The organism is Microbacterium kribbense, assembly GCF_039537285.1.
Classification (GTDB): domain Bacteria; phylum Actinomycetota; class Actinomycetes; order Actinomycetales; family Microbacteriaceae; genus Microbacterium; species Microbacterium kribbense.
Window position 1 is genome coordinate 553,784 of the sequence record NZ_BAABAF010000001.1, and the last position, 25,386, is coordinate 579,169.

The following is a 25,386-nucleotide window of genomic DNA, read 5'->3' on the forward strand; positions in this document are numbered from 1 at the left end:
GCGATGCCCCACCCGGGCCCTTGTCAGAGACCGGGACGCAGCACGAGGGAGGCGACGCCCAGCGCGGCGACGACGAGCACTTCGACCATGAGGACCACGCCGGGCCATCCGGCGCCGGCGAGGAAGACGCCGCCGAGCCAGCCGAACACGCTGGATCCGGTGTAGTAGAACAGGTTGTACAGCGATGCCGCCTGCGCCCGGCCGGTCGCGGCATCCGCCCCCGTCCAGCCCGACGCGACCGCGTGCGCGCCGAAGAATCCGGCGGTGGCGACCACGAGGCCCGCGATGACCACGACCAGCACGTCGACGAGTGTGATCGCGACGCCCGCGGCCATCACCAGCGTGCTCGCGATCAGCACCGGCAGCCGGCCGAACCGCGATGCCAGGGCGCCCGCCTGCGCCGACGACCAGGTGCCGGCGAGGTAGGCGAGGAAGATCAGCGCGACCACGCCCGGCGGCAGCCCGAACGGGGCGGACGCCAGGCGGAACGTCAGGTAGTTGTACAGCGCGACGAAGCCGCCCATCAGCGCCAGCGCCTGCAGGTACAGCGCGAGCTGGCGTCGGGAGCGCAGGTTCACGCACAGCTGCGCGAGGGTGCGGCCGGGCGAACGCCGCCCGTGCGGGGTGAAGCCGCGCGGGATCGGCGCCAGCAGCATGAACGCGACCGTCGCCGCCGCGCACACCACGACCACGGCCAGCACGCCGACGCGCCAGCCGGCGATCTCGGCCAGGGGGCCGGCGATGAGCCGGCCCGACAGCCCGCCGATCGTCGTGCCGGCCACGTAGGTGCCGGCCGCGCGGGCGGCGCTGCGCACGTCGACCTCTTCAGACAGGTAGGCGATGGCCACCGCGGGCACCCCGGCGATCATCAGCCCCTCGAAGAAGCGTCCCGCCAGCAGGGCCGTGAAGTTCGGCGTGAACGGCACCAGGAAGCCGAACAGGGTCGCCCCGATCAGGGCGATCGACATGGCGCGCACCCGGCCGAGCCGGTCGGCCACGCTCGACCACGGGATCACCCCGACGGCTAGTCCGAGCGTGGCCGCCGACACCGTCAGCGCCGACGAGGCGGCATCCACCCGCAGCTGTGCGGCGATCTCGGGCAGCGTGGCCTGCGGTGAGTACAGCTGGGCGAAAGTCGCGATGCCCGCGCAGAACAGCGCCACCAACAGGCGCCGGTATGCGCGCGAGCCGCGGGCGTGCCCCGACCAGGCCGGGGCCTGTCCACCGGGGGCGGCAGCTGCGGGGGTCACACTTCTACGGTAGAGCGCCGCGGCGCCCGGCTTCGCCGTGCGGGCGCATGCAACGGGTCCACACGGGTCAGGCGGTGGCGGTGCGCCTGATCCGCGCCTGCCACAGCTCGGGGCCGTCGGCGAGGACGTCCCACGTCGCCGCGCCCGGACGCTCGGCATCGAGCATGTAGTGGATGCCGCGTGGATCGTGGTCGGCGACCAGCACGAAGCCGGCACCGGCATCCAGCGCGTCGAATGCGCCCATCGCGAGCTGTGCGCAGCTCTGTCCGCCGCGTGCGCGGGCGTCGACGATCTGCTCGCCGGGCTGCGCCTGCAGCTGTTCGGCGGGGAGGTTCTCGGTCATGGTCGTCCTTTCGGTCGGAGCGGGTGGATCGGGGGTCAGGTCGGGATCAGGATTCATTCCCACCGGACGCGCTGGTCGAGCAGGTCGTCATGCAGCGCGAGCAGGGCGTCGGCGCGGCACGGGTCCAGGAGCGTCGGGGTCAACACCGAGACGTCCGGGCAGAGATCAACGGGGTGCGCGCCTCGCGACGAAAGCCGCATCCCTTCGCCCACGCACTCGCCTCGCAATTTTCACAGGTTCTGTTGTGGATATTAGCGCGGTGGAGCGTGCTACGGCTTGCTGGCGATGATCGCGATGGCGGCGATGTGGCGCTCGTTGCGCCGGAACGACGCGCGCATCGTGTTCACGCGGCGCCGCACATCGGCATCCCGCAGATAGTTGCCGGCGATACGCAGCGTGCCGCGCACGCCCTCGTCGGCCAGCAGCCGGCGGAAGTGCAGCAGCCGCATCGGGGCATGCACGATCTTCTCGACCCGCATGCCGTGCGCTTCGAACAGGGCGCGCCACTCCGAGGTGGTCAGCGGGCGGGTGTTGACCTTCTGCGAGCGCACCAGCGACAGCCGCACGTCCTCGGCGGTGGCGGCGGGGATGTCGTCGGGCACCAGCGACAGCTCATGCACGGCATAGCAGCCCCCCGGCCGCAGGATGCGTGCCACCTCGTCGAGGATCTCGCCCTTGCTGCGGTTGGTGTTCATCGTCAGCATCGCCTCGTTGAGCACGACATCGCAGCTGGCGGAGTCGAGGCCGGTGCTCTTGGCGTTGCCGACCGTGATGGCACCGGCGTCGCCGACCGCATCGGCGGCGATGGCCGCGGCATCCGCGTCTTCTTCGACGCCGACATACGACCGGGGGTGCGCGTTCACCAGCATCCGCGCCGTCAGGCCCAGGCCCGGGGCCAGCTCGACGACATCGGCGCCGGCCAGCGGCAGCATCCCGACCAGCCGCGTCGTCAGCTGGCGGCCACCCGGGCGCAGCACCTTCTTGCCCAGACGCGCCAGCAGCCAGTGCGCCGGTACGTCTTCGGCGCGGCGGTCGGCCAGCGGCACGTCGGCCGACCGCGGTGCGGGGGATGCTGATGCCGAGGCGTCGGTCATGCCATCCACGCTACAAGCGCACCGCGGCGGCGGGGCCGGTTCGGAGCGGAGGGGCCGACTGCCCGTCTCCGGCCGACGCCATCCGCCGAGCTGAAGATTTGCTCAGGAATACATTTTGTCCCCCATATGGGGGACAAATGTCCGCGGATTCCGGTACATTGAGGGGACATGATGCGCTGGGAATGCAATGCGCTGGGCTTCTGAGAGGCAGAGCGAACGACTGGGGAGTTATCTGCCGACGGTGAGCCCTTATGTGCACGCGGACGCATGGGGGAAAGTTGGTGGGTGCGGCGAGTAATCAGGTTTGGGAACGAGAACTCGCCACACCCACCGGATGGTTGTACTTGTTCCACCACATCCATCTGGGGAATGGAGTATCGAGCTGGGGACCCGACGCGGTGGAAGTCGACAACCGTAATGAGAGTATCATCCGCACCCCTCAAGGGTGCGATGCATACGCAGGGTGGCAGATTGCGCGGATTACTGAGAATTCCAGGCCGTCTGCCAGCACAGAGGTACACCGAAACAACTGGAGACGTCATCCGAGTCGGCAAGTGGACTTGCGCGGGTGACGGTGTGATCTGACTGGGGAGAGACATGACTGTCGAACAGGTAACTGGGGCGATGCCGGCGGGCTGGTATCGGGACCACGACCCGTCCAAGATGCGGTGGTGGGACGGCGCGAGTTGGACGGAGCGGGTCAAGAACTCCGTTCCGTCACAAGTGCGCCCCGCCACCGGTCAGGCCGTCGTCGACGACCGCCTGCGCGAGCGCAACCGCAGCACGGTCGTCGCGCTGATCGTGAGCGGCATCGGCGCGGCCATCGTGCCGATGGTCGCGATGACGTTCGTGCCGATCTGGCCGGGACTGGGTGCCGTGCTGGCTGCCGGCGTCTTCGCGCTCGTTCTGGCAGCCGTGGCGATCACGCGCCCGCGGCGTATCGGGCGGGGTCTCGCGCCAGCGGTGATCGCGATCGTCCTAGGCGTGCTGCTGATCGTGACCGCGCTGGTCGCGGCCGCAATGGTGCTCGTCTCGCCGTTGCTGACCTGACGAGCCCGGCCGACTGGCCGCACGGATACCCCGATCATGGCGGCTCCATGCGAGCCGGGGCGTGGCCGTGCTCGAGTCCGTGGCCGTGCTCGAGCCAGAGTTCCACCGTCGTCCATGGCGACAGGCTACGGTGGCGCTTCTGCCGACCCCCCTCCGATCTGCTCGGTCGTGGTCGGACCACGGAGTGCGTGCGTGTGCATGGGTCGATTCCCAACGGACTGTGGGCAGAACGACGGCCGACTCTTGCCGCGCAGTCCAACGGCAGTCGGGTGCTTCAGGAGCGATCTGCACGCGCCGCCGGAGCATGCGGCGGGTGCGAGGCCCAGTGTGGGGTCCCGGTGTTGTGCGGTACCCTGGGCGCGGGTCGGCACCTTTCGGCGCGTCGAGTCCCCAGCTTGATCAGCGCCCATTCCCCAGATGTGGCCGCGTCGGGAGATGTCCGCCTTCAGTGGGTGTCGCAGGCCGGTTCTTCTCAGGGTTCTACCCGCGGCACCCACATCTTCTTCCGCCGGGAGCAGAAGACTTAGAGGCCTCAACCGGCCCACTCCCCAGCAGTGAACCGGTATCGGTTGCCCGCATTCCTCACGCCCCCAGAGCGTGCGAACGGATTTCACCATACACGACTTTTGTCCCCCATACAGGGGACAAAAGTCGCCTCTTGAGGAAAACCTCAGATTTGGGTCGGAGGGAGCGCGCGCCACGTTTCCACGCCGGCCAACGACGTGACGCGGGACAGTCTCATCTTGCGTGAGAACCCACAGGTGGAGGGGCTGACGGGAATCGAACCCGCGCTATCTGCTTGGGAAGCAGAAGTTCTGCCATTGAACTACAGCCCCGAGGCCTTGAAACAACGGGATCGCAATCCCTTTCACGGCTCGATGTTCACAGAGAAGTGGCACCGTATGACGACACCGCAGTCCATACTACCCAGAGCGCAGCCGCGCCCGTGCACACGGACCGTGCCGTCAGGCCCCGGCATCCAGTGTTTCGAGGATGGCCGCCAGCCGCGCCGTCGCGCGCTGCAGGCGCTTCTTCACGGTCTCCTCTTTGAGATTCAGATCGTGCGCGATCTCTGCGACGGTCGCACCCAGCAGGTGACGGCGTTCGAGGAGAGCGCGGTCATTTGGATGCGTCTGGCCGAGGCGCTCCAGCGCGGTCTGCACGAGCAGGGCGCAGTGGGTCACCGCTGACGGCGTCCGCAGATCGATGAATGCGCGCTCCAGCCGGGCGGCGGCATCCGCACGGTCGGTTCCGGCCGGCAGGGGAGCGGGTTTGGGGCGCGCGTTCCGACGGCGCAGTTCGTCCACGACGGCAGCCTGGGCCACCCGGCTCATCCAGGCATCCAGGCTGTCCGGCGCACTGCCGGCGGTCCACTTTCGGTGGTAGGCCGTGAGCACATCGCCGGTGAGGTCCTGCAGGTCTTCGTGGGTGAACAGATCGCGGTATTCGGACGACCGGCGGGCGACGGCTCGCTTCGCGGCCTGGTAGATGGGGTCGTTGCGCACGGCCGGCGCGGTGAGATTCGGCTCGTGCGCGACCATTTTCCCTCCCGCTGTCCCCTGAGGTCAGGCTCATCCGACAGGTATGAGTGAGGGCGTCGATCCGGATGCCCCGGACAACAGGAGTGTAGCCATGCAGAAGATCACCGTTCGACGCGAGGATTTCGTCCACGCGGTCGAGAAGAACCGCAACGGACACCGGGCCGCGTTCGAAGAAGCGCTGGAAGGGTACCGGTACCGCCTCACCGTGGAACTCGAACGACGACTGCGCGACGTCGCCAAGGGCCGCGCGATCGACCTGTACTTCAACCTGCCCGAACCGCAAGACCACACCGACGACTACGACCGCGTGCTCGCGATGGCGCAGATGTCGATCGACGACGAGATCGAGCTGACCGAGGACGAGTTCGGGATGTACGTCATGGACCAGTGGGACTGGAAGCGCTCGTTCGCGGAGACCACCACGCTCTATGGGGGAGGCCGGCGGTGAGCGCGCCGGCAGATTGGGCTGCATGGCCGCCGCCCTGCTCGGCGATCGCACCCGCCACCTCACCGAGAACGGGTACGAGCTGCACCTGCGGACGAACTTGCTCGCTCATGCGGCGCTGGTGCGCGGCATCATGCCCCGACTGCGCGCCGGACGTGCCCACGTCGCGGTGCAGCTCAGTGTCGAAGCCGCGTTCGCGCGCCTGCGCTGGAACGACCTGCAGGGCGAGCACCCACCGCTCGTTGCGCAGCGGGTCGGAAGCGCGGCGGGTGTGGGAGTACACCGCTGGCACTCGGTAGGCTGGCCTCGTGCTGCTCAGCGACCGAGACATCCGCCAACAGATCGTCGACGAGCGGATCGGGCTGACGCCGTGGGATCCCGCGATGGTGCAGCCGTCCAGCGTCGACGTGCGCCTGGACCGGTACTTCCGGCTGTTCGACAACCACAAATACCCGTTCATCGATCCGGCGCAGGACCAGCCCGACCTCACCCGGCTGATCGAGGTCGACCCGGCCGAACCGTTCGTGCTGCATCCCGGTGAGTTCGCGCTCGGGTCGACGTTCGAGCAGGTCTCACTGCCCGGCGACATCGCGGCGCGGCTGGAGGGCAAATCCTCACTCGGCCGGCTGGGGCTGCTCACGCACTCCACCGCCGGCTTCATCGACCCGGGCTTCACCGGCCATGTCACGCTCGAGCTCTCGAACGTCGCAACGCTGCCGATCAAGCTCTGGCCCGGGATGAAGATCGGCCAGCTCTGCTTCTTCCAGCTCTCGTCGGCCGCCGAGAACCCCTATGGCACCGGCCCGTACGGCAACCGCTATCAGGGTCAGCGCGGGCCGACGGCATCCCGCTCCTTCCAGAACTTCCACGTCGTCGACGTCGGAATCTCGGATGCCGGAGCGCCCGGGCGCTGAGCCGAGACGGGCGTGGCCGCCCCGGGACGTTGCGCGGCGGTGCAGGGTGAGATGCAGAGAGCGGGCACGGGCTGGTGCTCGCGCCCGCTCTCAGCTGGGGTGCGGGTCAGGCGCCCGGTGTGGACGCCTCTGCCGCGGCATCCGAGTCGGCGGCGTGCCCGGCGTTGAACCCGGCTGAGTAGCCGCGCTCGAAGACGCGCTGCGCCGTGCGCTCGGCCTTCCGCCTCGCATGACGGTGACCGCCGTGGCCGTGGCCGTGGCCGTGGTGGTCGTGGCCCGCGGGTTGCATGTGCTCGTCGTGTCAGGCGCCATGCCGCGCACCGAGGCTGAACGCCGGCCCGAACCCGACACCCTGGCCGAATCCGTGCGCGGACCCGTGACCTCGCCCGTGGGCGTCACCATAGCCACGCCCGCACTCCGGCCCGAACTCATGCCGGCGGCCGTGCTCAGGGCCGAAGCCAGGCTCGAACTCGCGCCCGGACCCGTGGCGCCGACCGTGCTCGGGCCGCCCGCCGAACTCGTGGTCCTGCCCGCGCCCGCGCCCGTCACCGAAACCGCGACCCCGACTGTGCCGGCCGAAGCCGCGTCTCGGGGACGGGAACGGCTGTGATCGGTCCCAGCCGAGCGCGCCGGCGATCGCCTCGAGCGAGGTCGTCAGGGCGGTGAACTCCTCGGGCGAGACGGCGTCGCCGATCTTCGCGCGCACCGCCGCAACCGGGCCCGACAGGTGCTCACGCGCCGCGCGGCCCTCGTCGGTCAGAGTGCACGAGCCGTCCTCGACCGCGTCGATCCAGCCGCGCTCGGCGAGCCGGCGCAGCGTCTTGCCGCGGCGCCGCCTCATGTCCGGCCCGGCTGACGGCGCGGCCGGCCACGGGGCGCCGACGTCGCCGGACAGTGCGTTCAGCAGCATCCATTCCCGCCGCGAAACGCCCGCGTCCGCCAACGCGGCGGCGAACTCCTGGGTGATCAGAGTGTCGACCAGTCGCAGCCACGCACCCAGCGGGAGGCGGTCGGCCGGCAGCGATGCGCCGTCATCGGGCGCCGCAGGTGTGTTGTCTTCGTCGTTGTTCATGGGTAGTCCTTCCGGGACTGATAGGTGTCGATGGAATGCCGCCATGCGCTGACAGAGAGTCAGTACATGTCATGTGGCATGTATATGTAGTGTGACATGTGATGCGGTCCATGTCAACTCACATGTAAATTGGATGCCGTGACCGAGACGCCCGACGCGGCCGGCGACCCCGCCGAGATCATCGCCGCCGCGCTCGCGCGCCTGCGCGGACGCCGCGGGCCCCAGCCGTCCGACGCCGATCCGCCCGGCTGGGACGGCTCGCGTGCCGGGCGCTTCGCGCATGGTGGCCCGCACCACCCGCCCGGGCACGGCGGCCCGTTCGGCCACGGCGACCCCGATGCCAGCCGCTTCGGCGGCTCGAGCGGGATGCATTCGGGGCACGGGCCCTGGGGCGGTGGCCGCTTCGCGGGTCCCGCCCGGCTGCGCGTGCTCGAGGCACTGGCGGCGGCATCCGCCCCGCTGACCGTGGGCGAGATCGGCGCACAGATCGGCGTCGATCAGCCGCGTGCCTCGCGTCTCGTGCAGCAGTGCGCCGAGCACGGTCTGGTCTCGCGCGAGGCCGATCCGGGCGATGCGCGCCGCACCCTGATCGTGCTGACCGACCGGGGCGCGGCGATCATGCGTCGCTTCCGCGGCGATCGGCGCGCCGCCGTCGAATCAGCGCTCGCCGACTTCACCGAGGCCGAGAAGGCCGACCTCGCCCGCCTGCTCGGCAAGCTCGCCGACGGCTGGCCGCGCTGACGCCGCGCCGGCCGCGCCGCCGGCAAGACGCACTCAGCCGTGGATCGCGCGCAGCGCCTCGCGGCGCTTCTCGCCGTCGACCAGGTCGCCCGCGGCGGCGATCGTGCGCAGCCGTGAGGCCGCCTCGCGCGGGCCGCGGTCGGCGATGCACGAGTGCCGGGCCTCCATCGCCACCAGCGCACCCGAGGCGCCCGCCCCGGCGACGATCGCGTCGGCGAACTGCTGGGTCAGGTGCTCCTGCAGCTGCGGGCGGGTGCTGAGGATCTCCAGGGTGCGGATGATCGATCCGATCCCGACGATCCGCTCGACGGGCGAGTAGGCGATGCTGACCGTGCCGCTGAACGGCAGCAGGTGATGGGCGCAGATCGAGCGGAACTCGAAGTCGTTCAAGGCGACCACCTGGGTGCCGCGCGGCACGGCGTCGCCGTGCCGCAGCGGCGCGGTCTCGTCCTCATGCACACCGGCGAACAGCTCGGCGAACGTGGCCGCCACCCGCTGCGGGGTGCGGGCGAGCACCGGGTCGTCCGGGTCGACGCCCGAGGCGCGCAGCAGCATGCGCACGGCCTGCTCGCCGGCTGGTTCGGGGTCGGGGGGCACGGGGGATGTCATGTAGCCGACGATGCCCTATTCGGCGGCCCGGCGCCAGTACGATCGCCGCTGATCGGAAGGAGCCGCCTCATGCGATGCGCACGTGCCTGGGCAGCCGCACAAACAGCAGCAGGATCAGGCCCGCCAGCAGCACGATGGTGATGCCCAGGATGCCCCAGTAGGTCGCCCCGAACCAGGCGATGAACAGCGCCCACAGCCCCGGGGCGAGGAAGCTCGCGACCCGTCCCGTGGTCGCATACAGGCCGAAGATCTCACCCTGCATGCCGTCCGGTGTGACCCGCGCCAGCAGCGACCGCGTCGCCGCCTGGGCGGGGCCCACGCACGCCGACAGCACCAGGCCGCCGATCCAGAACGGCAGCGTGCCGGCGTCGTGCAGCGCGAAGACGAGGATCGCCATCGCGACCAGGATGCTCAGCGACGTGACGATCACCGAGCGGGCGCCGTACCGGTCATCCAGCCGCCCGGCGAAGATCGTGGCGATGCCCGCGACGATGTTGGCGGCGATGCCGAACATGATCACCTCGTTCGCCGAGAACCCGTACACGACGGCGGCCAGCACGCCGCCGAACGCGAACACGCCGGCCAGGCCATCCCGATACACGGCACTGGCCAGCAGGAACCAGAACGTCGAGCGGTGGTCGCGGTACAGCCTCGCGATGTCCCCCACCAGTTCCACATAGCTGCGGAAGAAGCCGACCCGGGGCGGGCCCAGGCTCGGCGGCGTCTCGGGCACGTTGACGAACAGGGGAATTGCGAACACGACCGTCCACACGGCGCAGCCGGCCGCGATCAGCCGGTAGGCCATCCCGTCCGAGGTGTCCATGCCGAACCAGCGCGCGAAGTTCAGCGCGACCACGATGCCCAAAGCCAGGATGCCGCCGATGTAGCCCATGCCCCAGCCGAGGCCGCTGACCTTGCCGATCGTCTTGGGCGTGGACACGGTCACCAGCAGCGCGTTGTAGTTGACGCCGGCGATCTCGCTGAACACCGACCCGACCGCGACGGTGATGGCGCCGAACCAGAAGTAGGCGGGGTCTGCCTGCACGAGGAACAGCGTGAACTGGGTGAGCGCCAGCAGCGCCGTCGCGATCAGCAGCCAGCGCTTCTTGCGCCCGGCGCGGTCGGCGCTCTGGCCGAGCACGGGCGCGAGCACCAGGATCGCGATGCCCGCCCAGAACGCGACGAAGCCGTAGCCGCTGGTCAGCTCGGCCAGCGCCTTCTGCTTGATCGGATCGGACGCATCCAGCGCCGCGATGTTCGCCGGCAGAAAGCTGTCCGAGACCAGGAACAGCGAGACGAAGACGAAAGTGAGGATGACCGAGTTGAACGGCTGCGTCGCCCAGTCCCACATCGCCCACGACCACACCCGCCGCGGTGGCACCGGCGCGCCCGCGGACGCGCTGTGCAGGGCCGCAGTCGACAAGCGCGGGTCGGGAGCATCGTTGCCGGTCACGTCGCTCACGCTACGGGAGATGACGGGCGGATGCCACGACTCGCCCGTGCACGCGAGCTGACGGACCGCTCGGGCGCGGCATCCCCAACAGACTTGAGCCGAGTCATATCAACTTTCTTGACATGAGAGCCCGCGGTGTTTACACTTGAGTCATCGCGACTCAACATCACTGCTGAGCCGCGTCACGACTTACCCGAACAACCCGGGCCGCGGCGACCACCGCGACCCCCGGAAAGGAAGAGAACACATGGCACGTGCAGTGGGAATCGACCTCGGGACGACCAACTCGGTCGTCTCCGTCCTCGAGGGCGGCGAGCCGAAGGTCATCGCCAACGCCGAGGGCTTCCGCACGACCCCCTCGGTCGTCGCCTTCACGAAGGACGGCGAGGTGCTCGTCGGCGAGACCGCCAAGCGCCAGGCCGTCACCAACGTCGACCGCACCATCACTTCGGTCAAGCGTCACATGGGCACCGACTGGAAGACCCAGGACATCGACGGCAAGGCCTACACGCCGCAGGAGATCTCGGCGCGCATTCTGCAGAAGCTCAAGCGCGACGCCGAGCAGTACCTCGGCGATGCGGTCGCCGACGCCGTCATCACGGTGCCGGCGTACTTCAACGACGCCGAGCGCCAGGCCACGAAGGAGGCCGGTGAGATCGCAGGCCTGAACGTGCTGCGCATCATCAACGAGCCGACCGCGGCCGCCCTGGCCTACGGCCTCGACAAGGGCAAGGAAGACGAGCTCATCCTGGTGTTCGACCTCGGTGGCGGCACGTTCGACGTGTCCCTGCTCGAAGTGGGCAAGGACGACGACTTCTCCACCATCCAGGTGCGCGCCACCGCCGGTGACAACCGCCTCGGCGGCGACGACTGGGACCAGCGCGTCGTGGAATGGCTGATCAAGCAGTTCAAAGACACCACCGGTGTGGATGTCTCGGGTGACAAGATCGCGCTGCAGCGCCTGAAGGAGGCGGCCGAGCAGGCCAAGAAGGAGCTGTCCAGCTCCACCTCGACCAGCATCTCGCTGCCGTACCTCTCGCTGACCGAGTCGGGCCCCGCCAACCTGCAGGAGACCCTGACCCGCGCCAAGTTCGAGGACCTCACCAAGGACCTGCTCGACCGCACCAAGAAGCCGTTCGCGGACGTCATCCGCGAGGCCGGCATCAAGGTCGCCGACATCGACCACGTCGTGCTCGTGGGCGGCTCCACCCGGATGCCCGCCGTCAGCGAGCTCGTCAAGGGCGAGGCCGGCAAGGAGCCCAACAAGGGCGTGAACCCGGACGAGGTCGTCGCCGTCGGCGCGGCCCTGCAGGCGGGCGTCCTCAAGGGCGAGCGCAAGGACGTGCTGCTGATCGATGTCACGCCGCTGAGCCTGGGCATCGAGACCAAGGGCGGCATCATGACCAAGCTCATCGAGCGCAACACGGCCATCCCGACCAAGCGCAGCGAGACCTTCACCACCGCCGACGACAACCAGCCGTCGGTGGCCATCCAGGTCTTCCAGGGCGAGCGCGACTTCACCCGCGACAACAAGCCGCTGGGCACGTTCGAGCTGACCGGCATCGCGCCGGCGCCGCGCGGTGTGCCGCAGGTCGAGGTCACCTTCGACATCGACGCGAACGGCATCGTGCACGTGTCCGCCAAGGACAAGGGCACCGGCAAGGAGCAGTCGATGACCATCACCGGCGGCTCGTCGCTGCCCAAGGAGGACATCGAGCGGATGGTGCGCGAGGCCGAGGAGAACGCGGCCGACGACAAGAAGCGCCGCGAGTCCGCCGAGACCCGCAACCAGGCCGAGACCTTGTCGTACTCGATCGAGAAGCTGATCAAGGACAACGAGGACAAGTTGCCCGAGGACGTCAAGACCAGCGTGCAGGCCGATGTCGACGCGCTGAAGTCGGCGCTGGCCGGCGATGACGACGACGCCGTGAAGGCGGCGTTCGAGACGCTGAACGCGAGTCAGGGCAAGCTGGGCGAGGCGATCTACTCCGCGAGCCAGGCCGCCGGCGAGACCGGTGACCCGAACGTGGCCGACCCAGGCAACGGCGACGTGCCGAACCCCGAGGAGGACGTCGTGGACGCCGAGGTCGTGGACGACGAGGACGAGAAGAAGTAGGGACATGACCGACAAGGACTTCGATGACGACGAGGTCCGTCCGGGCGCAGGGTCGGAGGCGCACGCCTCCGACCCTGCGTCGCAGGATGGGGACTCGACCGACGACCTGACCGTCGACGACATTCTGGGCACGGCGCAGAATGCGGATGCCGCGGCCGAGGACGCCGAGGGGGCCAAGCTCGCCGACCTGGAGTCGACGCTGCTGAACGACCTCAAGCGACTGCAGGCCGAGTACGCGAACTACCGGCGACGCACGGAAGAGCAGCGCCAGGTCGAGATCGAGCGGGCCAAGGGGGAGGCCGCCAAGGGCATGATCCCGGTGCTGGACGACCTCGACCGTGCCGACAAGCACGGCGACCTGGTCGAGGGCAGCGCGTTCGCGGTGATCGCCGAGAAGATCCGGCTGGTCGCCGAGCGTCTGGGCGTGGTCGCCTATGGTGCGGCCGGTGAGCCGTTCGACCCGCAGGAGCATGAGGCCGTCTTCCAGCAGCCCACCCCCGGCGCGACCGAGGCGACGATCCTCGAGGTCGTCGAGGTCGGGTACCGACTGGGTACGGTGGAGCTGCGCCCTGCGAAGGTCGTCGTGGCCGTTCCGGCGGACTGAACCAGACAGGGGAGCATCCATGGCCAGTCAGGACTGGTTCGACAAGGACTTCTACAAGACGCTCGGTGTGTCCAAGGACGTCACCGACGCTGAACTGAAGAAGACCTATCGCAAGCTCGCGCGCAAGTACCACCCCGACTCGAATCCGGGTGATGACGCCGCCGAGTCGAAGTTCAAAGAGATCAGCGAAGCGTATTCGGTGCTCTCCGACAAGGAGCAGCGCGAGGAGTACGACCAGATCCGGGCGATGGGCTCGGGTGCGCGCTTCTCCGCCGGCGGTCAGGGCGCCGGCGGCTTCGAGGACGTCTTCAGCCGGTTCGGCCAGGGTGGTGGCCAGCGCTTCCAGGCCGCGGGCGGCTTCGAGGACATCTTCTCGATGTTCAACCAGGGCGGCGGCGGGTTCGGCTCGGGCCGCTTCGGCGAGCCCAGCGGCGGGTACCGCGGCTATGGCGGACCAACGAAGGGGGCGGATGTCACAGCCCGCACCACGCTGGACTTCTTGACCGCGGTGCGGGGTGAGACCATCAGCCTGCAGGGCGAGGACGGCACGCCGTTCAAGGTGAAGATCCCCGCCGGCGTCGCGGACGGGCAGAAGGTGCGGCTGCGGGGCCGCGGGCGGCCGTCGCCCGACGGCGGCGAGCGCGGCGACATCGTCGTATCGGTGACCGTGCGCCCGCATCCGGTGTTCACCCGTGACGGGCTGAACCTGCGCGTGACCGTGCCGGTCACCTTCAGCGAGGCGGCGCTGGGCGCCACCATCGAGGTGCCCACGCTCGGCGGTGATCCGGTGCGGCTGCGCGTCGCTCCGGGCACGCCGTCGGGGCGGGTGCTGCGGGTGAAGGGCCGGGGCGTCGAGAGCAAGAAGGGCACCGGCGACCTGCTCGCCGAGGTGCAGGTGGCGGTGCCATCGCACCTGGACGACGCGGCGCGCGACGCGCTCCGGCGCTTTCAAGAGCTCGAGCCCGAGGAGAATCCGCGCGCGGACCTGATGGCCAAGGCGCGCGGCTGAGCGGTCCGAACACGGACCGCGCATAAGGTGACCAGCAGAGGAGGTGAACCGGATGCCGGAGAAGGAGTTGGATCAGGACGCGCCGATCTTCGCGATCGCCGCGGCCGCTGACCTGTCCGGGATGCACCCCCAGACGCTGCGGCAGTATGACCGGATGGGATTGGTGGTGCCCGCCCGCACGCAGGGCGGGTCGCGCCGGTACTCGCTGCGCCACGTGCAGCAGCTGCGCGAGGTGGCGCGGATGTCGGCAGCGGGGGTGAGCCTGCCCGCGGTGGTGCGCATCCTCGAGCTCGAGGAGCACGTCCGCGAGCTGCACCGGCGGGTCGCGGCGCTGGAGGCGCAGGTGCGCACCGAGGTCGAGAACCGCCCCGGAGCGCGCGTGTTCGCCGCCGGCGCGACCGGCGCCGTCGTGCCGCTGCGGCACGGCCGGCGGATGCGCCGCTCCACCGAGATCGTGGTGTGGCGCCCGCACCGCCGCGACCACGGCTGAGCGTGGCGGAGTGCGAACCCTTCACATATCGGATCACGAAGGCCGGCGACGTGCTCGTCTAGCGCTCCGGGCGCCTCGTGACGACCGTGCGCGGTTCGGCGGCGCAGCACCCCGGTGCCCGCCTCGGTGCGGATGAGGCATCCGATCAGGCGCTGCTGCAGCGGGCCACTGGCAACTACCGCCGCGGCGACGAGCGCTGAGCGTCGGCGCTGGGCTCGCGGCGGCGCGCTGTGCTCGCTATCGAAACCTGCGCGCGCTGTCGGGACCGGCGCGCGGTGCGCGCTCGCGCTGCAGAAACTTGCGAACGCGCCTGAAATAAACAGGCGCGCGTGCAAGAAACTGGCGCGCGAGGTGCCCAGCCTGGGCCCAGTCAGCAGTGCGGCGCAAGCGTGTATGACGTGGTGTCGGCCGCCTGGTAGGTCTGCCTGTCGACGGTATACGTGATCCGCATGCCGGCTGCCGAGCCCCATCCGTCCGGTGCCGCCACGAGGACGACGACGTTGTAGGGCGTGCCCGCCTGCAGCAGCGCGTGCTCTGCGCGATGCGGATGCGGACCCCACCCGGTGGTCTCCGACTCGAGGTAGTCGAGCGCGACGACGCCCAAGGCTTCAGCTCCCGTGTCGAGGTCGGCGACCGCGAGCGCCCGCACCTGGGTCAGCCCGGCGGCGCCGACCAATTCCACGCGCTGGATCTGGGCATCCACCGCCGGGGTCACGACTTCGCCGAACGCCCAGACTCCGGTGGCGGATGTCTCGGCACATGCCGCCCCTGATCTCCGCCCGTCTGCAGCGGCCCGGGGGCGGTGGCGCAGCCGGTCAGAACGGGCACCAGCGCACAGGCCGTGATCAGCCAGGCTGAGCGCCTCATCGGTCGGAGGGCCGCCCGGCGTGCGAGGTCGCGTCCGCCGGCGCGGACTGCTCTTCGGCGTGCTGGCGCAGTGCAGACAGGATGGCCGCGCGCACCACGAGGAAGAGGACGTAGAAGCCGACCGCCACGATGCACAGCGTGAGAACCAGGGTTGTGATGGGGTCCATGCCGTCAGGATAGCGGCCGGGATGCGCCGGCGAGCGGCCAGAACTCCTCTCATCCGTGAGCGAAAGGCGCCAAACGCCCTCGATTCGGGGGAGATGCGCTCGGATCAGAGGAGTTCTGGCCGCACCGGCTGAGTGAACCGCCCGAGAGCGCCGGGTGAATCGCCCGAGGCATCGCAGGCGGCGCCATCGCGCAGCGCGCCCGGGCGCTCAGCCCGGTTGCGCGGCGGCCGCGGCGCGGGCCGCGGCCGGCAGCGCGTCGAGCACGCGTGCGACGGCGGCATCGTCGTGCGCCGCGCTGACGAACCACGCCTCGTACGCACTCGGCGGCAGCGAGACGCCCGCGTCGAGCATCGCGTGGAAGAACGGCCCGTACCGGAACGCCTCCTGGCGCTGCACGCCGGCGTAGTCGACGGCGAGCTCGTTCTGGAACTGGATGCTGAACAGGCTCCCCGCGCGCGAGACGGCGTGCGCGACGCCCGTGGCGGACAAGGCGTCGGATGCCGCATCCGCGATCGTCCGCGCCACCGCGTCGACGCGGGCATAGACATCCGCGTCCGCCGCCTGAAGGGTCGCAAGGCCGGCGGCGACCGCGACCGGATTGCCCGACAGCGTGCCGGCCTGGTACACCGGGCCCAGCGGCGCGAGATACTCCATCACCGACCGTCGCGCACCGAGGGCCGCCAGGGGCATGCCGCCTCCGATCACCTTGCCGAACGTGACGATGTCGGCGTCGATCGGCTCCAGCCCCAGCCATCCGGCCGGCGAGACGCGGAAGCCCGTGAGCACCTCGTCGACGATCAGCAGCGCCCCGGCGGCGTGCGCCACGGACGCCAGGAACGCGTTGAACCCCGGCTGCGGCGCGACCACGCCCATGTTCGCCGCCGCCGCCTCGACGATGACGGCCGCGATGCGCGGACCATACGTCTCGAAGGCCTGCGTCACGGCGGCCCGGTCGTTGTACGGCAGCACCAGGGTCTGCGCGGCGATCTCGGCCGGCACCCCGGCCGAGGCAGGCAGCGCCAGGGTGGCCAGGCCGCTGCCGGCATCGGCGAGCAGTCCGTCGGAATGTCCGTGGTAGTGCCCGGCGAACTTCACGATCAGCGATCGCCCGGTCACGCCGCGCGCGAGCCGGATCGCCGTCATCGTGGCCTCGGTGCCGGTCGAGACCAGGCGGAGCTGCTCGATGACGGGCTGGCCGTCGGCCGCGACCGGGCTCAGCCGCGCGATGACCGCCTCGGCGAGCTCGGTCTCGGCGGGCGTCGATGCCCCGAACGACAGCCCGCGCGAGACGGCCGCGTGCACGGCATCCACCACCGCCGGATGCGCATGCCCGAGCAGCAGGGGCCCCCACGAGCAGACCAGGTCGACGTACTCGTGCCCCTCGACGTCGGTGATGTACGGGCCGCGGCCCGAGACCATGAAGCGCGGCGCGCCGCCCACCGACCGGTAGGCGCGCACCGGCGAGTTCACCCCGCCGGGGATGACCCGGGATGCCTCGGCGAAGGACTGGTCGTTGTCGGTCATGCGTGCCCTCCGAATTCCGCGGCGGCCGAGCGCGCCAGCTCGAGCGCCCAATACGTCAGCACCGCGCCGGCCCCGGCCCGCAGGATGCCGGTGACGCTCTCGCGGATCGCCCGGTCGCGGTCGATCCAGCCGTTGCCGGCGGCGGCCTCGATCATCGCGTATTCGCCCGAGACCTGGTACGCCCACACCGGAACCTGCGCCGTGGCGGCGACATCCGCGAGTACATCCAGGTAGCTCATCGCGGGCTTGACCATCAGCACGTCGGCGCCCTCGGCCTCATCGAGCCCGGCCTCGCGCATGCCTTCGATCCGGTTCGCCGGATCCTGCTGATAGGTGCGGCGGTCACCCTGCAGCTGCGAGTCGACGGCCTCGCGGAACGGGCCGTAGAACGCCGACGCGTACTTCGCGGCATAGGCGAGGATCGCGGTGCCGGTGTGCCCGGCGGCGTCGAGCGCTTCGCGCACGGCGGCGACCTGGCCGTCCATCATGCCTGACAGACCCAGCAGCTGGGACCCTGCCTCGGCCTGCGCGAGCGCCATGTCGCGGTAGCGCAGCAGCGTCGCGTCGTTGTCGACGCCGCCGTGCGCGTCGAGCACCCCGCAGTGCCCGTGGTCGGTGAACTCGTCCAGGCACAGGTCGGTCTGCACGACCAGCGCCTCGCCCACCTCGGCCACCACGGCACGCGTCGCGAGGTTCAGGATGCCGTCGGCCTCGGTCGCGGCGGACCCGATCGCATCACGGGTGGCCGGGATGCCGAACAGCATGATCCCGCCGAGCCCTGCCGCGGCGGCTTCGGCTGCGGCGCGGCGCAGCGAGTCGACGGTGTGCTGCACGACCCCGGGCATCGCGGTGATCGGCACCGGCGCGGCGATGTCCTCCCGCACGAAGACGGGCAGGATCAGCTGCGCGGGGTGGATGTGCGTCTCGGCCACCAGCCGGCGCATCGCCGGGGTGGTGCGCAGGCGGCGCGGCCGGATGACGGGGTTCATTCGGGTGCTTCCTTCTGGCATGAGAAGAGGGGATTCGACCGGCTGAGGAGAGTCATGCTGCTTCCTGCCGGCGCGAAACGAGGAGATCCGACCAGATGAGCACGGGATCGCAGACGGGCACCGGTCGCGGTGCGCCCGGCGTTCACGCCGTGCCCTCCGCAGCTCCCAGCGGGGCGAGATCGGCGGCCCCGTCGGCCAGCAGCTGCGCGGTCACGATGCGCGCGGCCTCGGCGGCGGCGGCGGTGAGGCCGGCGCCCTGGCCGGGGATGGTGTGGGATGCCGAGATGCGGCGCGAGCCGTCGAGGCTGTACACCGCGGCGGTCAGGGTCAGCACGCCGTCGTGCACGGCGGCCGTCGCGCCCACGGGTGCCGAGCAGCCGGCCTGCAGGCCCGCCAGCACGCCGCGCTCGGCGGCGGCGCCGGCGGCGCTGATCGGATCGGCGATCTGCGTGAGCGCGGCCGCGAGCGCAGTGCCGGTGGCGTCCGCCTCGCGCACCTCGATCGCCAGCGCCCCCTGCGCGGGGGCCGAGGGCCACTCCGGCAGCGGCATCGGCTCGGTGGGGACGGAGGTGCGGCCCAGGCGATTCAGCCCCGCGGCCGACAGGATGACGGCATCCAGCCGCTCGTCGCCGGTCGCGTCGAGCCGGGCCAGGCGCGAGTCGACGTTGCCGCGGATGTCGACGACCTCGAGGTCGGGCCGTGCTGCGCGCACCTGGGCGACGCGGCGGGGTGAGCCGGTGCCCACGCGGGCGCCGGCGGGCAGGTCCGCCAGGGCGGTGCCGTCGCGGGTGACGACGACATCGCGCGGGTCCTCGCGGAGCGGGACGGCCCCGACCACGAGGCCGGGCGAGGGCGCCGTGGGCAGGTCCTTGAACGAGTGCACGACGACGTCGCAGCGGCCTTCGCGCAGGGCGTCGCGCAGTGCCGTGGCGAACACGCCGGTACCGCCCAGGCTCGACAGCGACGCACGCGACGTGTCGCCGTGCGTCGTCACGCGGACGATCTCGACGTCGGCGCCGCCCAGGGCGGCGGCCAGCGCGTCGGCGACCAGCTGCGTCTGCGCGACGGCGAGGGCGCTGCCGCGCGTGCCGATCCGCAGGGTCATCGGGCCACCACGGGAACGGCCGATTCGCCCGACGACGCCGTCGCGCCGACCGGTGCGTGGTCGGGCCACGGCCCGAGCGCGGTCAGGTGGGGGCGCTGCGCGTCGGGCACGGCATCCACGCGCTCCTCGATCAGGTCGACCAGGCCCGCCACGAACGCCGGATGCACGCCGGGCGTGGCCACGCGCGCGAAGCCGATGCCGACCTCGGCGGCGGTCTGCGCGGCCTCGGTGTCGAGGTCCCAGAGCACCTCCATGTGGTCGCTGACGAACCCGATCGGCACGACGACCACGCGCTGCACACCCGTGGCGGCCAGCCGGCGGATCTCGTCGTTGACGTCGGGCTCGAGCCACGGCGTGCGCGGGTCGCCGCTGCGCGACTGGTAGGCCAGCGAGTACGCCACGCCGGGGGCGGCCTGCGCGGCGATCACCTCGGCGACCGCGAGGTGCTGGGCGAGGTACGCGCCGCCGGGCCCGTATTCCGGGCCGGATGCCGCAGCCGCCGCAGTCGGGATCGAATGCGTGACGAACAGCACGTGCGTCGCCGCATCCGGGTCCGAACGGCGAGGCGCGGCATCCGCACCCGATGCGTCCGGACGGGACGAGACATCCCCGCCGATCGCGGTGCGCACGCCCTCGACGAACGGCGCGACGAACCCGGGGTGGTCGAAGAACTCGCGCAGCCGGTCGATCGTCATCGTCTGGGTGAGGCCGGTGTCGGCGAGGGCCTGCGTGAAGTTCTCGCGGTACTGGCCGACGCCCGAGTACGACGTGTAGGCGCTGGTGACCACGGCCAGCAGCCGGTCATGGCCGACGTCATGCGCGGCGCGCAGGGCGCCGGCGAAGTACGGATCCCAGTTGCGGTTGCCCCAGTGCACCGGCAGGTCGATGCCGCGCGCGGCAAGCTCCGCCTCGAGCGCCGCCTTCAGGGCGCGGTTCTGCGCGTTTATCGGGCTCACACCGCCGAAGTGACGGTAGTGGGTCGCGACATCTTCGAGCCGCTCGTCGGGCACGCCGCGGCCGCGGGTCACATTGCGCAGGAACGGGATGACGTCGTCCTGCCCCTCGGGGCCGCCGAAGCTCGCCAGCAGGAGCGCGTCGAAGGCGCCTGCCGTCACGACACGACCTCGGCCACCTCGGCGGGTCCGATGCGGCGGCCGGTGAAGAACGGGGTCTCCTCGGTGACGTGCAGCCGGGCGTCGACGTAGCGCAGCGCCCGCATCATGTCGACCAACTCGGTGAGGTCGTCGCTCTCGACCGGCACGATCCACTCGTAGTCGCCGAGCGCGAACGCGGCGACGGTGTTCGAGAGCACCCCCGTGAAGGCGGCGCCGGCGCGGCCGTGCTCGACCAGCATGCGGCTGCGCTCGCCGTCCTGCAACAGGTACCACTCGTGGCTGCGCACGAACGGGTACACCGCCAGCCACTGCTTCGGCGCGGCGCCGCGCACGAACGCGGGGATGTGCGCGCGGTTGAACTCGGCCGCGCGGGCCACGCCCAGGTAGTTCCAGTGCGGGGTGAGCGCGGCGATCACCGGAACCCGGCGCAGTGTGCGGGCGGCCGCCTGCAGCGCCTCGGGGGTCTCGCCGTGCAACCAGAACATCAGGTCGGTGTCGGCCTTCAGCCCCGACACGTCGTAGATGCCGCGCACGGTCACGCCGGCGGCCTCCAGGCCCGCCAACGCCGCGCTCAGGTCGGCTTCGGCGGCGCCCAGCGCGGCCGGATCGATGGATGCCGGCGGCCGGCGGAACACGGTCCAGAGCGTGTAGACGCTCGGGGACTGCGGGTCATCGGAGGCGGCGGAGGGGGACGGGGAAACTGCAGCAGCGTGGTCAGGCACGATTGCCATCTTCGTCCGGTGTCTTGTGAGTTCCCAGTAAACCTTCAGCTTCGCTGTATGCGGTGGGGAGGGGTCAGATTCGGGTCCGGGATGCCGCGGCCAGGGCGTCTGGGATCACCGAGGCCATGCCGGTGCCGGCGAGCCACGCGCCGGCGACCTCCAGACCCTCGGCGCCCGCGACGGCGTCGCGCACCGCGCGGACGCGTGCGGCCTGGCCGGGGGAGGCGAGCGAGACCGCATTGGTCCACACCGACCGGGCGAACCCGACGATCTGCGCGGCATCCAGCGGCACGCCCAACAGGGTCGCGGCGTCGCGCAGCGCGAGCGCCCGCAGCGCCGCGTCGTCGATGCCGGCAGCGGGGCCCGGGTGCCCGCTCTGCCCGTACGACAGCCGCACCACGTGCCGGCCCGGGCCCGCCTGCTCGGCGAGCCACGGCCACTTGGCGGTCGCGTGGGTGAGCGCTTTCGCCGCGACGTCGCCGTGGGCGTCCTCGGCCACGAGCAAGCCGGTGCCGCGCGGGGCGGCGTCCAGGTCAGGGGCGTCGAGCACGAGCGTGGCCAGATCGACCCGCGTCGGGGCGGGCCACTGCGCGGCCGGGGCGATGGCGTCCGGTCCGGCGTCGCCTCGCTCGCGGTCGGAGACGTCGGCGGACAGCGCCGCGCGCAGCAGCCGCACGGCGTCCGGCTGGCCGGCGGCGACGATGACGGTGTCCGCGCGCAGCGGGGCGGCCAGGGCGCGATCGGCCGGACCTGCCGCCGCCGCGACCGACACCTCCCAGCCGCCGGCCGTGCGCGCCAGGCTCGTCGCGCGGGCGCCCGTCGCGATCCGTGCGCCGCGGCCACGCAGGTCGCCGGCGAGCGCGTCGACGAGCGTCCACATCCCGCCGCGCAGTCCCCCGGCCGCCGATCCGGGCTTCGCCGGCGGCACCGCGGCCGGCGCCCCCGGCGCAGCGCCCGGCGGTGCGGCCGATCCCGCGCGCGGCTCGGCGGAGCGTGCCGCGGCCGCGCTGCGCAGCTCGGCGACGGCACGGGCCAGCGACCCGGTGCGCGCGAGCGCGGCCGCAAGGCCCGGCGCGATCGCGTCGACGGCGAGGTCGTCGGCGGCCGTCGAATACACGCCGGTCGCGACGGGCGACACGAGCCGGTCGAGGACCGCCTGCCCCATCCGCTCCCGGACCAGCGCCCCCAGGGTCGTCGGCGCGAACCGCGGCGGCAGCGGCTCGGTCAGATCGCGCTGCGCGCGCCGGGCGGCCTCCGCGCCGATGGCGGCGACGACGTCGGGGGCGGACGGGTCCGCCGGGATTCCGAGCAGCCCGCCGGCCGGCATCGGCACGGTGCGATCGGCCAGGTGCAGCCAGGCGCCGGCGCTGTTGGGCCACAGCAGCCGGCCGGTCAGGCCGAGCTGGTCGATCAGTGCGGCGACCGCGCCGCCGCGGGTCGCGAAGCTCTCCGCACCGGCATCCAGCGCAAGCCCGGCGACCTCGTGCCGGGCGACGCTCCCGCCGACGACCGGCCCCGCCTCGAGGACCGTCACCGTGGCGCCACGCGCCGCGCACGCCCGCGCCGCGACGAGGCCGGCGATGCCGCCGCCGATCACCACGACTCGGCGCGGCTGCGCCCGGTCGCCGCGGGCGTGCGCTGCGGTCACCGCGCGCCGGCGTCGTGCACGAGGCGGACGATGCGGGTGAGCACGTCGGGGTCGGTGTCCGGCGGCACGCCGTGGCCGAGGTTGACGACGTGGGCGGGCGCCCGCCGACCGCGCTCGAGCACATCGCGCACGTGCTGCTCGAGCACGGGCCAGGGCGCGGCGAGCATGGCCGGGTCGATGTTGCCCTGCAGCGGCACGGCGTCGCCGAGCCGGGTGGATGCCTGATCCAGCGGCATCCGGTAGTCGATGCCGACCGCGTCGGCTCCGGCCTCGTGCAGCTCGGGCAGGAACGCACCGGTGCCGAGGCCGAAGTGCACCAGCGGCGCGGCGCTGGCGGCATCCGCCGTCGCAGTGAGCCCGCGCGCCCAGGCCAGCGCCCGCGCCGACGCCGGCGCGACATGCGTGACGTAGTCGGCGCGAGAGAGTGAACCGGCCCAGGAGTCGAACAGCTGGCCGGCACTGGCGCCGGCCAGGATCTGAGCGCGCAGGAACGCCCCGGTGACGTCGGCGCACCACTGCAGCAGGCGCGCCCACGCCTGCGGGTCGACGTGCATGAGCCGGCGTGCGGCGAGGTGATCGCGGGACGGCCGACCCTCGACCAGGTAGGCGGCGAGCGTGAACGGCGCGCCGGCGAAGCCGATCAGCGGCGTCGCGCCGAGCTGCGCGACCGTGCGCCGCACGCCCTCGCGCACGGGCTGCAGCGGACCGTCGTCGTCCTCCGGGCGCAGGTCGACGGGTGCCGCCACCAGGGCGTCGACGTCGGCCGCAGTGGCGATCGCGCGGTCGAACACCGGACCGGTGCCCGGCGCTATCTGCACGCCGATGCCGGCCAGCCGCAGCGGGATGACGATGTCGCTGAAGAAGATCGCGGCGTCCACGTGGTGCCGGCGCACCGGCTGCAGCGTGATCTCGCTGGAGGTCGCCGGGTCGAGGCACGCCTCGAGCATCGGCCCGGTGCGCAGCGCCCGGTATTCGGGCAGCGACCGGCCCGCCTGGCGCATGAACCACACCGGCGTGACCGCACTCCGGTGCCCGCGATAGGCCTGCACGAGCGGGGACGATGCGGTGGCGCCGCCGGTCAGCGGATGGTCGGCGGGCAACGGGCGGGGGGAGCGGGGAGTCAGCACGCGCCGATTCTCGCAGATCAGTCCGGGAGCGGCGCCCGAATCGGCACTGCCAGGTTCCAGGGGTATCCTTCCAGCCGTGCTGCTGTGCTATTCCGCAAACCATCGCACGACCGGCTTCGACGAGCTCGGTCGGCTCGAACGCGGCGCGGACGGTGTGATCGCCCGGCTCGCCGACTGCGACCTGATCGCCGGCAGCGTCGTGCTCTCCACCTGCAACCGCTTCGAAGCGTATCTGGAGGTGCCCGACGGCACGTCCGCACAGGCTCGTGAGGCCACCCTCGCGGCCATCGGAGCGAGCGCGGACATGCCCGTCGACGAGGTGCACGGCGCGGGTGCGCTGTTGGTCGGCGATGCCGTCGTGGAGCACGTGTTCGCCGTGGCCAGCGGGCTGGAATCGATCGTCGTCGGCGAGGGCGAGATCGCCGGGCAGGTGCGCCGCGCCCTCGAGTCGGCGCGCTCGCGGGGCACCGTCACGCGTGAACTCGAGCGCGTTTTCCAGCGGGCATCCCGCGCCTCGCGCGGCGTGCAGAGCCGGACCGCGCTGTCGCAGGCGGGTCGCTCGGTCGTGCGCCTGGCACTGGATCTGGCCGAGGGCCGCATCACCGACTGGGCGCAGACGCGCGTGCTGCTGGTCGGCACCGGGCGCTACGCCGGCGCGAGCCTGGCGGCGCTGCGCGCGCGGGGGGTGCGCACCGTGCAGGTGTTCTCCCGCACCGGCCGGGCCGCCGGCTTCGCCGCGAGCCACGGGATCGCTGCCGCGACCGACCTGGAGAGCGCCGTCGCCGACAGCGATCTGATCGTCGCGTGCAGCGTCGCGCCGCAGGTGATCCTGGATGCCGCCACCGTCGCGTCGGCACGGCGGCGCCCGGCCGCCCTGCCGCGTCGGTTGATCATCGACCTCGGACTGCCGCGCAACGTCGATCCGTCCGTCGCGCAGTTGCCCGATGTCGAACTGCTCGACCTGGAGACCATCGGTGCGCACGCCGAGGTGCCCGAGCTCGCGGAGACCGCGCAGGCACGCGCGCTGGTCGACGAGGCCGTCGCCGACTACCGCCGCGCGAGCGCCGAAGACGCCGTGACCCCGGCCCTGGTCGCGCTGCGCCGGCACGTGTTCGACGTGCTCGACGGCGAGATCGCGTGGGCGCGCCGCCGCGGCGACAGCTCGCCGCAGACCGAGGCGGCGCTGCGCCACCTGGCCGGCGTGCTGCTGCACACGCCGTCGGTGCGGGCCCGGGAGCTCGCCGCGCAGGGGCGCGCCGACGACTTCGGCGATGCCATCTCGGCACTGTTCGGCCTGAGCGCGCGCAGCTGCCCGGTCACCGACATCCACCGCGCGGTGTCCTGACCATCACGCCCGGAACCCGATACATGCTTTGACGCGCATGTCCGGA

General features: G+C 71.6%; 28 protein-coding genes and 1 tRNA gene. 10 read left to right on the forward strand and 19 right to left on the reverse strand.

From position 1 onward, the window contains the following. Positions 1 to 23 precede the first annotated feature (23 nt). The 4 genes from ABD705_RS02525 to ABD705_RS02540 all read right to left on the reverse strand — a co-directional run bounded on the left by ABD705_RS02525 (position 24) and on the right by ABD705_RS02540 (position 2,687). Complete coding sequence (locus ABD705_RS02525; RefSeq protein WP_344780177.1) at positions 24 to 1,250, reverse strand: MFS transporter; 1,227 nt, start codon at positions 1,248 to 1,250, stop codon at positions 24 to 26. A 67-nt stretch (positions 1,251 to 1,317) separates the two neighbouring features. Then, entirely contained in the window at positions 1,318 to 1,593 is a 276-nt protein-coding gene (locus tag ABD705_RS02530; RefSeq protein ID WP_344780179.1) for a DUF2249 domain-containing protein, read from the reverse strand. A gap of 53 nt (positions 1,594 to 1,646) precedes the next feature. Then, on the reverse strand, positions 1,647 to 1,805 hold the full coding sequence (locus ABD705_RS02535; protein ID WP_344780181.1) for a hypothetical protein: 159 nt from the start codon (positions 1,803 to 1,805) through the stop codon (positions 1,647 to 1,649). Positions 1,806 to 1,862: 57 nt separating this feature from the next. After that, positions 1,863 to 2,687, reverse strand: a complete 825-nt coding sequence (locus ABD705_RS02540) for a class I SAM-dependent methyltransferase (RefSeq protein ID WP_344780183.1) — start codon at positions 2,685 to 2,687, stop codon at positions 1,863 to 1,865. Positions 2,688 to 3,284: 597 nt separating this feature from the next. Between ABD705_RS02540 and ABD705_RS02545 the strand changes: the two genes are divergently transcribed. Continuing rightward, complete coding sequence (locus ABD705_RS02545) at positions 3,285 to 3,737, forward strand: DUF2510 domain-containing protein (RefSeq protein ID WP_344780185.1); 453 nt, start codon at positions 3,285 to 3,287, stop codon at positions 3,735 to 3,737. Between the two features lie 762 nt (positions 3,738 to 4,499). Here the strand turns inward: ABD705_RS02545 and ABD705_RS02550 are convergent. Continuing rightward, a tRNA-Gly gene (locus ABD705_RS02550) sits at positions 4,500 to 4,573 on the reverse strand. A gap of 129 nt (positions 4,574 to 4,702) precedes the next feature. Further along, entirely contained in the window at positions 4,703 to 5,278 is a 576-nt protein-coding gene (locus tag ABD705_RS02555; RefSeq protein ID WP_344780186.1) for an RNA polymerase sigma factor, read from the reverse strand. Between the two features lie 91 nt (positions 5,279 to 5,369). Here ABD705_RS02555 and ABD705_RS02560 point away from each other — a divergent pair, with 91 nt between their 5' ends. Then, the gene (locus ABD705_RS02560) at positions 5,370 to 5,726 is read left to right on the forward strand and encodes a hypothetical protein (protein ID WP_344780188.1); all 357 of its coding nucleotides are present in this window, start codon (positions 5,370 to 5,372) and stop codon (positions 5,724 to 5,726) included. Between the two features lie 305 nt (positions 5,727 to 6,031). Next, positions 6,032 to 6,637, forward strand: coding sequence for a dCTP deaminase (dcd, locus tag ABD705_RS02565; protein ID WP_344780190.1), 606 nt, complete (start codon positions 6,032 to 6,034; stop codon positions 6,635 to 6,637). 106 nt (positions 6,638 to 6,743) lie between these two features. Here dcd and ABD705_RS02570 read toward each other — a convergent pair whose 3' ends face one another. Both ABD705_RS02570 and ABD705_RS02575 read right to left on the reverse strand, forming a co-directional pair. Beyond that, positions 6,744 to 6,926 (reverse strand): hypothetical protein, encoded by a 183-nt coding sequence (locus tag ABD705_RS02570; RefSeq protein WP_344780192.1) that lies wholly within the window; start codon positions 6,924 to 6,926, stop codon positions 6,744 to 6,746. 12 nt (positions 6,927 to 6,938) lie between these two features. Beyond that, the gene (locus ABD705_RS02575) at positions 6,939 to 7,709 is read right to left on the reverse strand and encodes a hypothetical protein (protein WP_344780194.1); all 771 of its coding nucleotides are present in this window, start codon (positions 7,707 to 7,709) and stop codon (positions 6,939 to 6,941) included. 138 nt (positions 7,710 to 7,847) lie between these two features. On the opposite strand from ABD705_RS02575, the gene ABD705_RS02580 reads away from it, so the two are divergent. Beyond that, on the forward strand, positions 7,848 to 8,450 hold the full coding sequence (locus tag ABD705_RS02580; RefSeq protein ID WP_344780196.1) for a MarR family winged helix-turn-helix transcriptional regulator: 603 nt from the start codon (positions 7,848 to 7,850) through the stop codon (positions 8,448 to 8,450). Positions 8,451 to 8,483: 33 nt separating this feature from the next. Here the strand turns inward: ABD705_RS02580 and folE are convergent, their stop codons facing one another. Together folE and ABD705_RS02590 are read right to left on the reverse strand one after the other, a co-directional pair. Beyond that, entirely contained in the window at positions 8,484 to 9,059 is a 576-nt protein-coding gene (folE, locus tag ABD705_RS02585) for a GTP cyclohydrolase I (protein WP_344780198.1), read from the reverse strand. Between the two features lie 67 nt (positions 9,060 to 9,126). Further along, entirely contained in the window at positions 9,127 to 10,521 is a 1,395-nt protein-coding gene (locus ABD705_RS02590) for an MFS transporter (RefSeq protein ID WP_344780200.1), read from the reverse strand. A 238-nt stretch (positions 10,522 to 10,759) separates the two neighbouring features. Here ABD705_RS02590 and dnaK point away from each other — a divergent pair, with 238 nt between their 5' ends. The 5 genes from dnaK to ABD705_RS02615 all read left to right on the forward strand — a co-directional run bounded on the left by dnaK (position 10,760) and on the right by ABD705_RS02615 (position 14,931). Further along, positions 10,760 to 12,628: a molecular chaperone DnaK gene (gene dnaK / locus ABD705_RS02595; protein ID WP_344780202.1), complete on the forward strand. Its 1,869-nt coding sequence runs from the start codon at positions 10,760 to 10,762 to the stop codon at positions 12,626 to 12,628. A 4-nt stretch (positions 12,629 to 12,632) separates the two neighbouring features. Beyond that, positions 12,633 to 13,232 carry a nucleotide exchange factor GrpE gene (locus tag ABD705_RS02600; protein WP_344780204.1) on the forward strand — a complete coding sequence of 200 codons (600 nt, stop codon included), beginning with the start codon at positions 12,633 to 12,635 and terminating at the stop codon, positions 13,230 to 13,232. 19 nt (positions 13,233 to 13,251) lie between these two features. Next, positions 13,252 to 14,241, forward strand: coding sequence for a DnaJ C-terminal domain-containing protein (locus tag ABD705_RS02605; protein ID WP_344780206.1), 990 nt, complete (start codon positions 13,252 to 13,254; stop codon positions 14,239 to 14,241). Between the two features lie 52 nt (positions 14,242 to 14,293). Beyond that, the gene (locus ABD705_RS02610) at positions 14,294 to 14,731 is read left to right on the forward strand and encodes a heat shock protein transcriptional repressor HspR (protein ID WP_344780208.1); all 438 of its coding nucleotides are present in this window, start codon (positions 14,294 to 14,296) and stop codon (positions 14,729 to 14,731) included. 77 nt (positions 14,732 to 14,808) lie between these two features. After that, positions 14,809 to 14,931 (forward strand): hypothetical protein, encoded by a 123-nt coding sequence (locus ABD705_RS02615; RefSeq protein ID WP_344780210.1) that lies wholly within the window; start codon positions 14,809 to 14,811, stop codon positions 14,929 to 14,931. A 170-nt stretch (positions 14,932 to 15,101) separates the two neighbouring features. On the opposite strand, the gene ABD705_RS02620 is transcribed toward ABD705_RS02615, so the two are convergent. From ABD705_RS02620 to hemE, 9 genes are all read right to left on the reverse strand, one after another. Beyond that, positions 15,102 to 15,446, reverse strand: a complete 345-nt coding sequence (locus ABD705_RS02620; RefSeq protein WP_344780212.1) for a hypothetical protein — start codon at positions 15,444 to 15,446, stop codon at positions 15,102 to 15,104. Between the two features lie 148 nt (positions 15,447 to 15,594). Then, on the reverse strand, positions 15,595 to 15,765 hold the full coding sequence (locus ABD705_RS02625; protein ID WP_344780214.1) for a hypothetical protein: 171 nt from the start codon (positions 15,763 to 15,765) through the stop codon (positions 15,595 to 15,597). Positions 15,766 to 15,972: 207 nt separating this feature from the next. Further along, positions 15,973 to 17,289: a glutamate-1-semialdehyde 2,1-aminomutase gene (hemL, locus tag ABD705_RS02630; RefSeq protein ID WP_344780216.1), complete on the reverse strand. Its 1,317-nt coding sequence runs from the start codon at positions 17,287 to 17,289 to the stop codon at positions 15,973 to 15,975. Then, positions 17,286 to 18,278, reverse strand: a complete 993-nt coding sequence (gene hemB, locus ABD705_RS02635; protein WP_344780218.1) for a porphobilinogen synthase — start codon at positions 18,276 to 18,278, stop codon at positions 17,286 to 17,288. Before hemB ends, hemL begins: the two co-directional genes overlap by 4 nt. A gap of 142 nt (positions 18,279 to 18,420) precedes the next feature. Then, on the reverse strand, positions 18,421 to 19,383 hold the full coding sequence (hemC, locus tag ABD705_RS02640) for a hydroxymethylbilane synthase (RefSeq protein WP_344780220.1): 963 nt from the start codon (positions 19,381 to 19,383) through the stop codon (positions 18,421 to 18,423). Further along, complete coding sequence (locus tag ABD705_RS02645; RefSeq protein WP_344780222.1) at positions 19,380 to 20,498, reverse strand: ferrochelatase; 1,119 nt, start codon at positions 20,496 to 20,498, stop codon at positions 19,380 to 19,382. Before ABD705_RS02645 ends, hemC begins: the two co-directional genes overlap by 4 nt. Then, complete coding sequence (gene hemQ, locus ABD705_RS02650; protein WP_425562010.1) at positions 20,495 to 21,229, reverse strand: hydrogen peroxide-dependent heme synthase; 735 nt, start codon at positions 21,227 to 21,229, stop codon at positions 20,495 to 20,497. Before hemQ ends, ABD705_RS02645 begins: the two co-directional genes overlap by 4 nt. 64 nt (positions 21,230 to 21,293) lie before the next feature. After that, complete coding sequence (locus ABD705_RS02655; RefSeq protein WP_344780226.1) at positions 21,294 to 22,868, reverse strand: protoporphyrinogen/coproporphyrinogen oxidase; 1,575 nt, start codon at positions 22,866 to 22,868, stop codon at positions 21,294 to 21,296. Beyond that, on the reverse strand, positions 22,865 to 23,995 hold the full coding sequence (gene hemE / locus ABD705_RS02660; protein ID WP_344780228.1) for a uroporphyrinogen decarboxylase: 1,131 nt from the start codon (positions 23,993 to 23,995) through the stop codon (positions 22,865 to 22,867). The genes ABD705_RS02655 and hemE overlap by 4 nt, the downstream gene beginning before the upstream one ends. Before the next feature lie 76 nt (positions 23,996 to 24,071). On the opposite strand from hemE, the gene ABD705_RS02665 reads away from it, so the two are divergent. Next, positions 24,072 to 25,340: a glutamyl-tRNA reductase gene (locus ABD705_RS02665; protein WP_344780230.1), complete on the forward strand. Its 1,269-nt coding sequence runs from the start codon at positions 24,072 to 24,074 to the stop codon at positions 25,338 to 25,340. The last annotated feature ends 46 nt before the right edge of the window (positions 25,341 to 25,386 follow it).

Excerpts from the sequence above, each read along its gene's own strand:
- ABD705_RS02530 (WP_344780179.1), bottom strand. The coding sequence starts at position 1,593 with ATGACCGAGAACCTCCCCGCCGAACAGCTGCAGGCGCAGCCCGGCGAG.
- ABD705_RS02540 (WP_344780183.1), bottom strand. The coding sequence starts at position 2,687 with ATGACCGACGCCTCGGCATCAGCATCCCCCGCACCGCGGTCGGCCGAC.
- ABD705_RS02545 (WP_344780185.1), top strand. The coding sequence starts at position 3,285 with ATGACTGTCGAACAGGTAACTGGGGCGATGCCGGCGGGCTGGTATCGG.
- ABD705_RS02555 (WP_344780186.1), bottom strand. The coding sequence starts at position 5,278 with ATGGTCGCGCACGAGCCGAATCTCACCGCGCCGGCCGTGCGCAACGAC.
- ABD705_RS02560 (WP_344780188.1), top strand. The coding sequence starts at position 5,370 with ATGCAGAAGATCACCGTTCGACGCGAGGATTTCGTCCACGCGGTCGAG.
- ABD705_RS02570 (WP_344780192.1), bottom strand. The coding sequence starts at position 6,926 with ATGCAACCCGCGGGCCACGACCACCACGGCCACGGCCACGGCCACGGC.
- ABD705_RS02575 (WP_344780194.1), bottom strand. The coding sequence starts at position 7,709 with ATGAACAACGACGAAGACAACACACCTGCGGCGCCCGATGACGGCGCA.
- folE (WP_344780198.1), bottom strand. The coding sequence starts at position 9,059 with ATGACATCCCCCGTGCCCCCCGACCCCGAACCAGCCGGCGAGCAGGCC.
- dnaK (WP_344780202.1), top strand. The coding sequence starts at position 10,760 with ATGGCACGTGCAGTGGGAATCGACCTCGGGACGACCAACTCGGTCGTC.
- ABD705_RS02600 (WP_344780204.1), top strand. The coding sequence starts at position 12,633 with ATGACCGACAAGGACTTCGATGACGACGAGGTCCGTCCGGGCGCAGGG.
- ABD705_RS02605 (WP_344780206.1), top strand. The coding sequence starts at position 13,252 with ATGGCCAGTCAGGACTGGTTCGACAAGGACTTCTACAAGACGCTCGGT.
- ABD705_RS02610 (WP_344780208.1), top strand. The coding sequence starts at position 14,294 with ATGCCGGAGAAGGAGTTGGATCAGGACGCGCCGATCTTCGCGATCGCC.
- ABD705_RS02625 (WP_344780214.1), bottom strand. The coding sequence starts at position 15,765 with ATGGACCCCATCACAACCCTGGTTCTCACGCTGTGCATCGTGGCGGTC.
- hemL (WP_344780216.1), bottom strand. The coding sequence starts at position 17,289 with ATGACCGACAACGACCAGTCCTTCGCCGAGGCATCCCGGGTCATCCCC.
- hemB (WP_344780218.1), bottom strand. The coding sequence starts at position 18,278 with ATGAACCCCGTCATCCGGCCGCGCCGCCTGCGCACCACCCCGGCGATG.
- hemC (WP_344780220.1), bottom strand. The coding sequence starts at position 19,383 with ATGACCCTGCGGATCGGCACGCGCGGCAGCGCCCTCGCCGTCGCGCAG.
- hemQ (WP_425562010.1), bottom strand. The coding sequence starts at position 21,229 with ATGGCAATCGTGCCTGACCACGCTGCTGCAGTTTCCCCGTCCCCCTCC.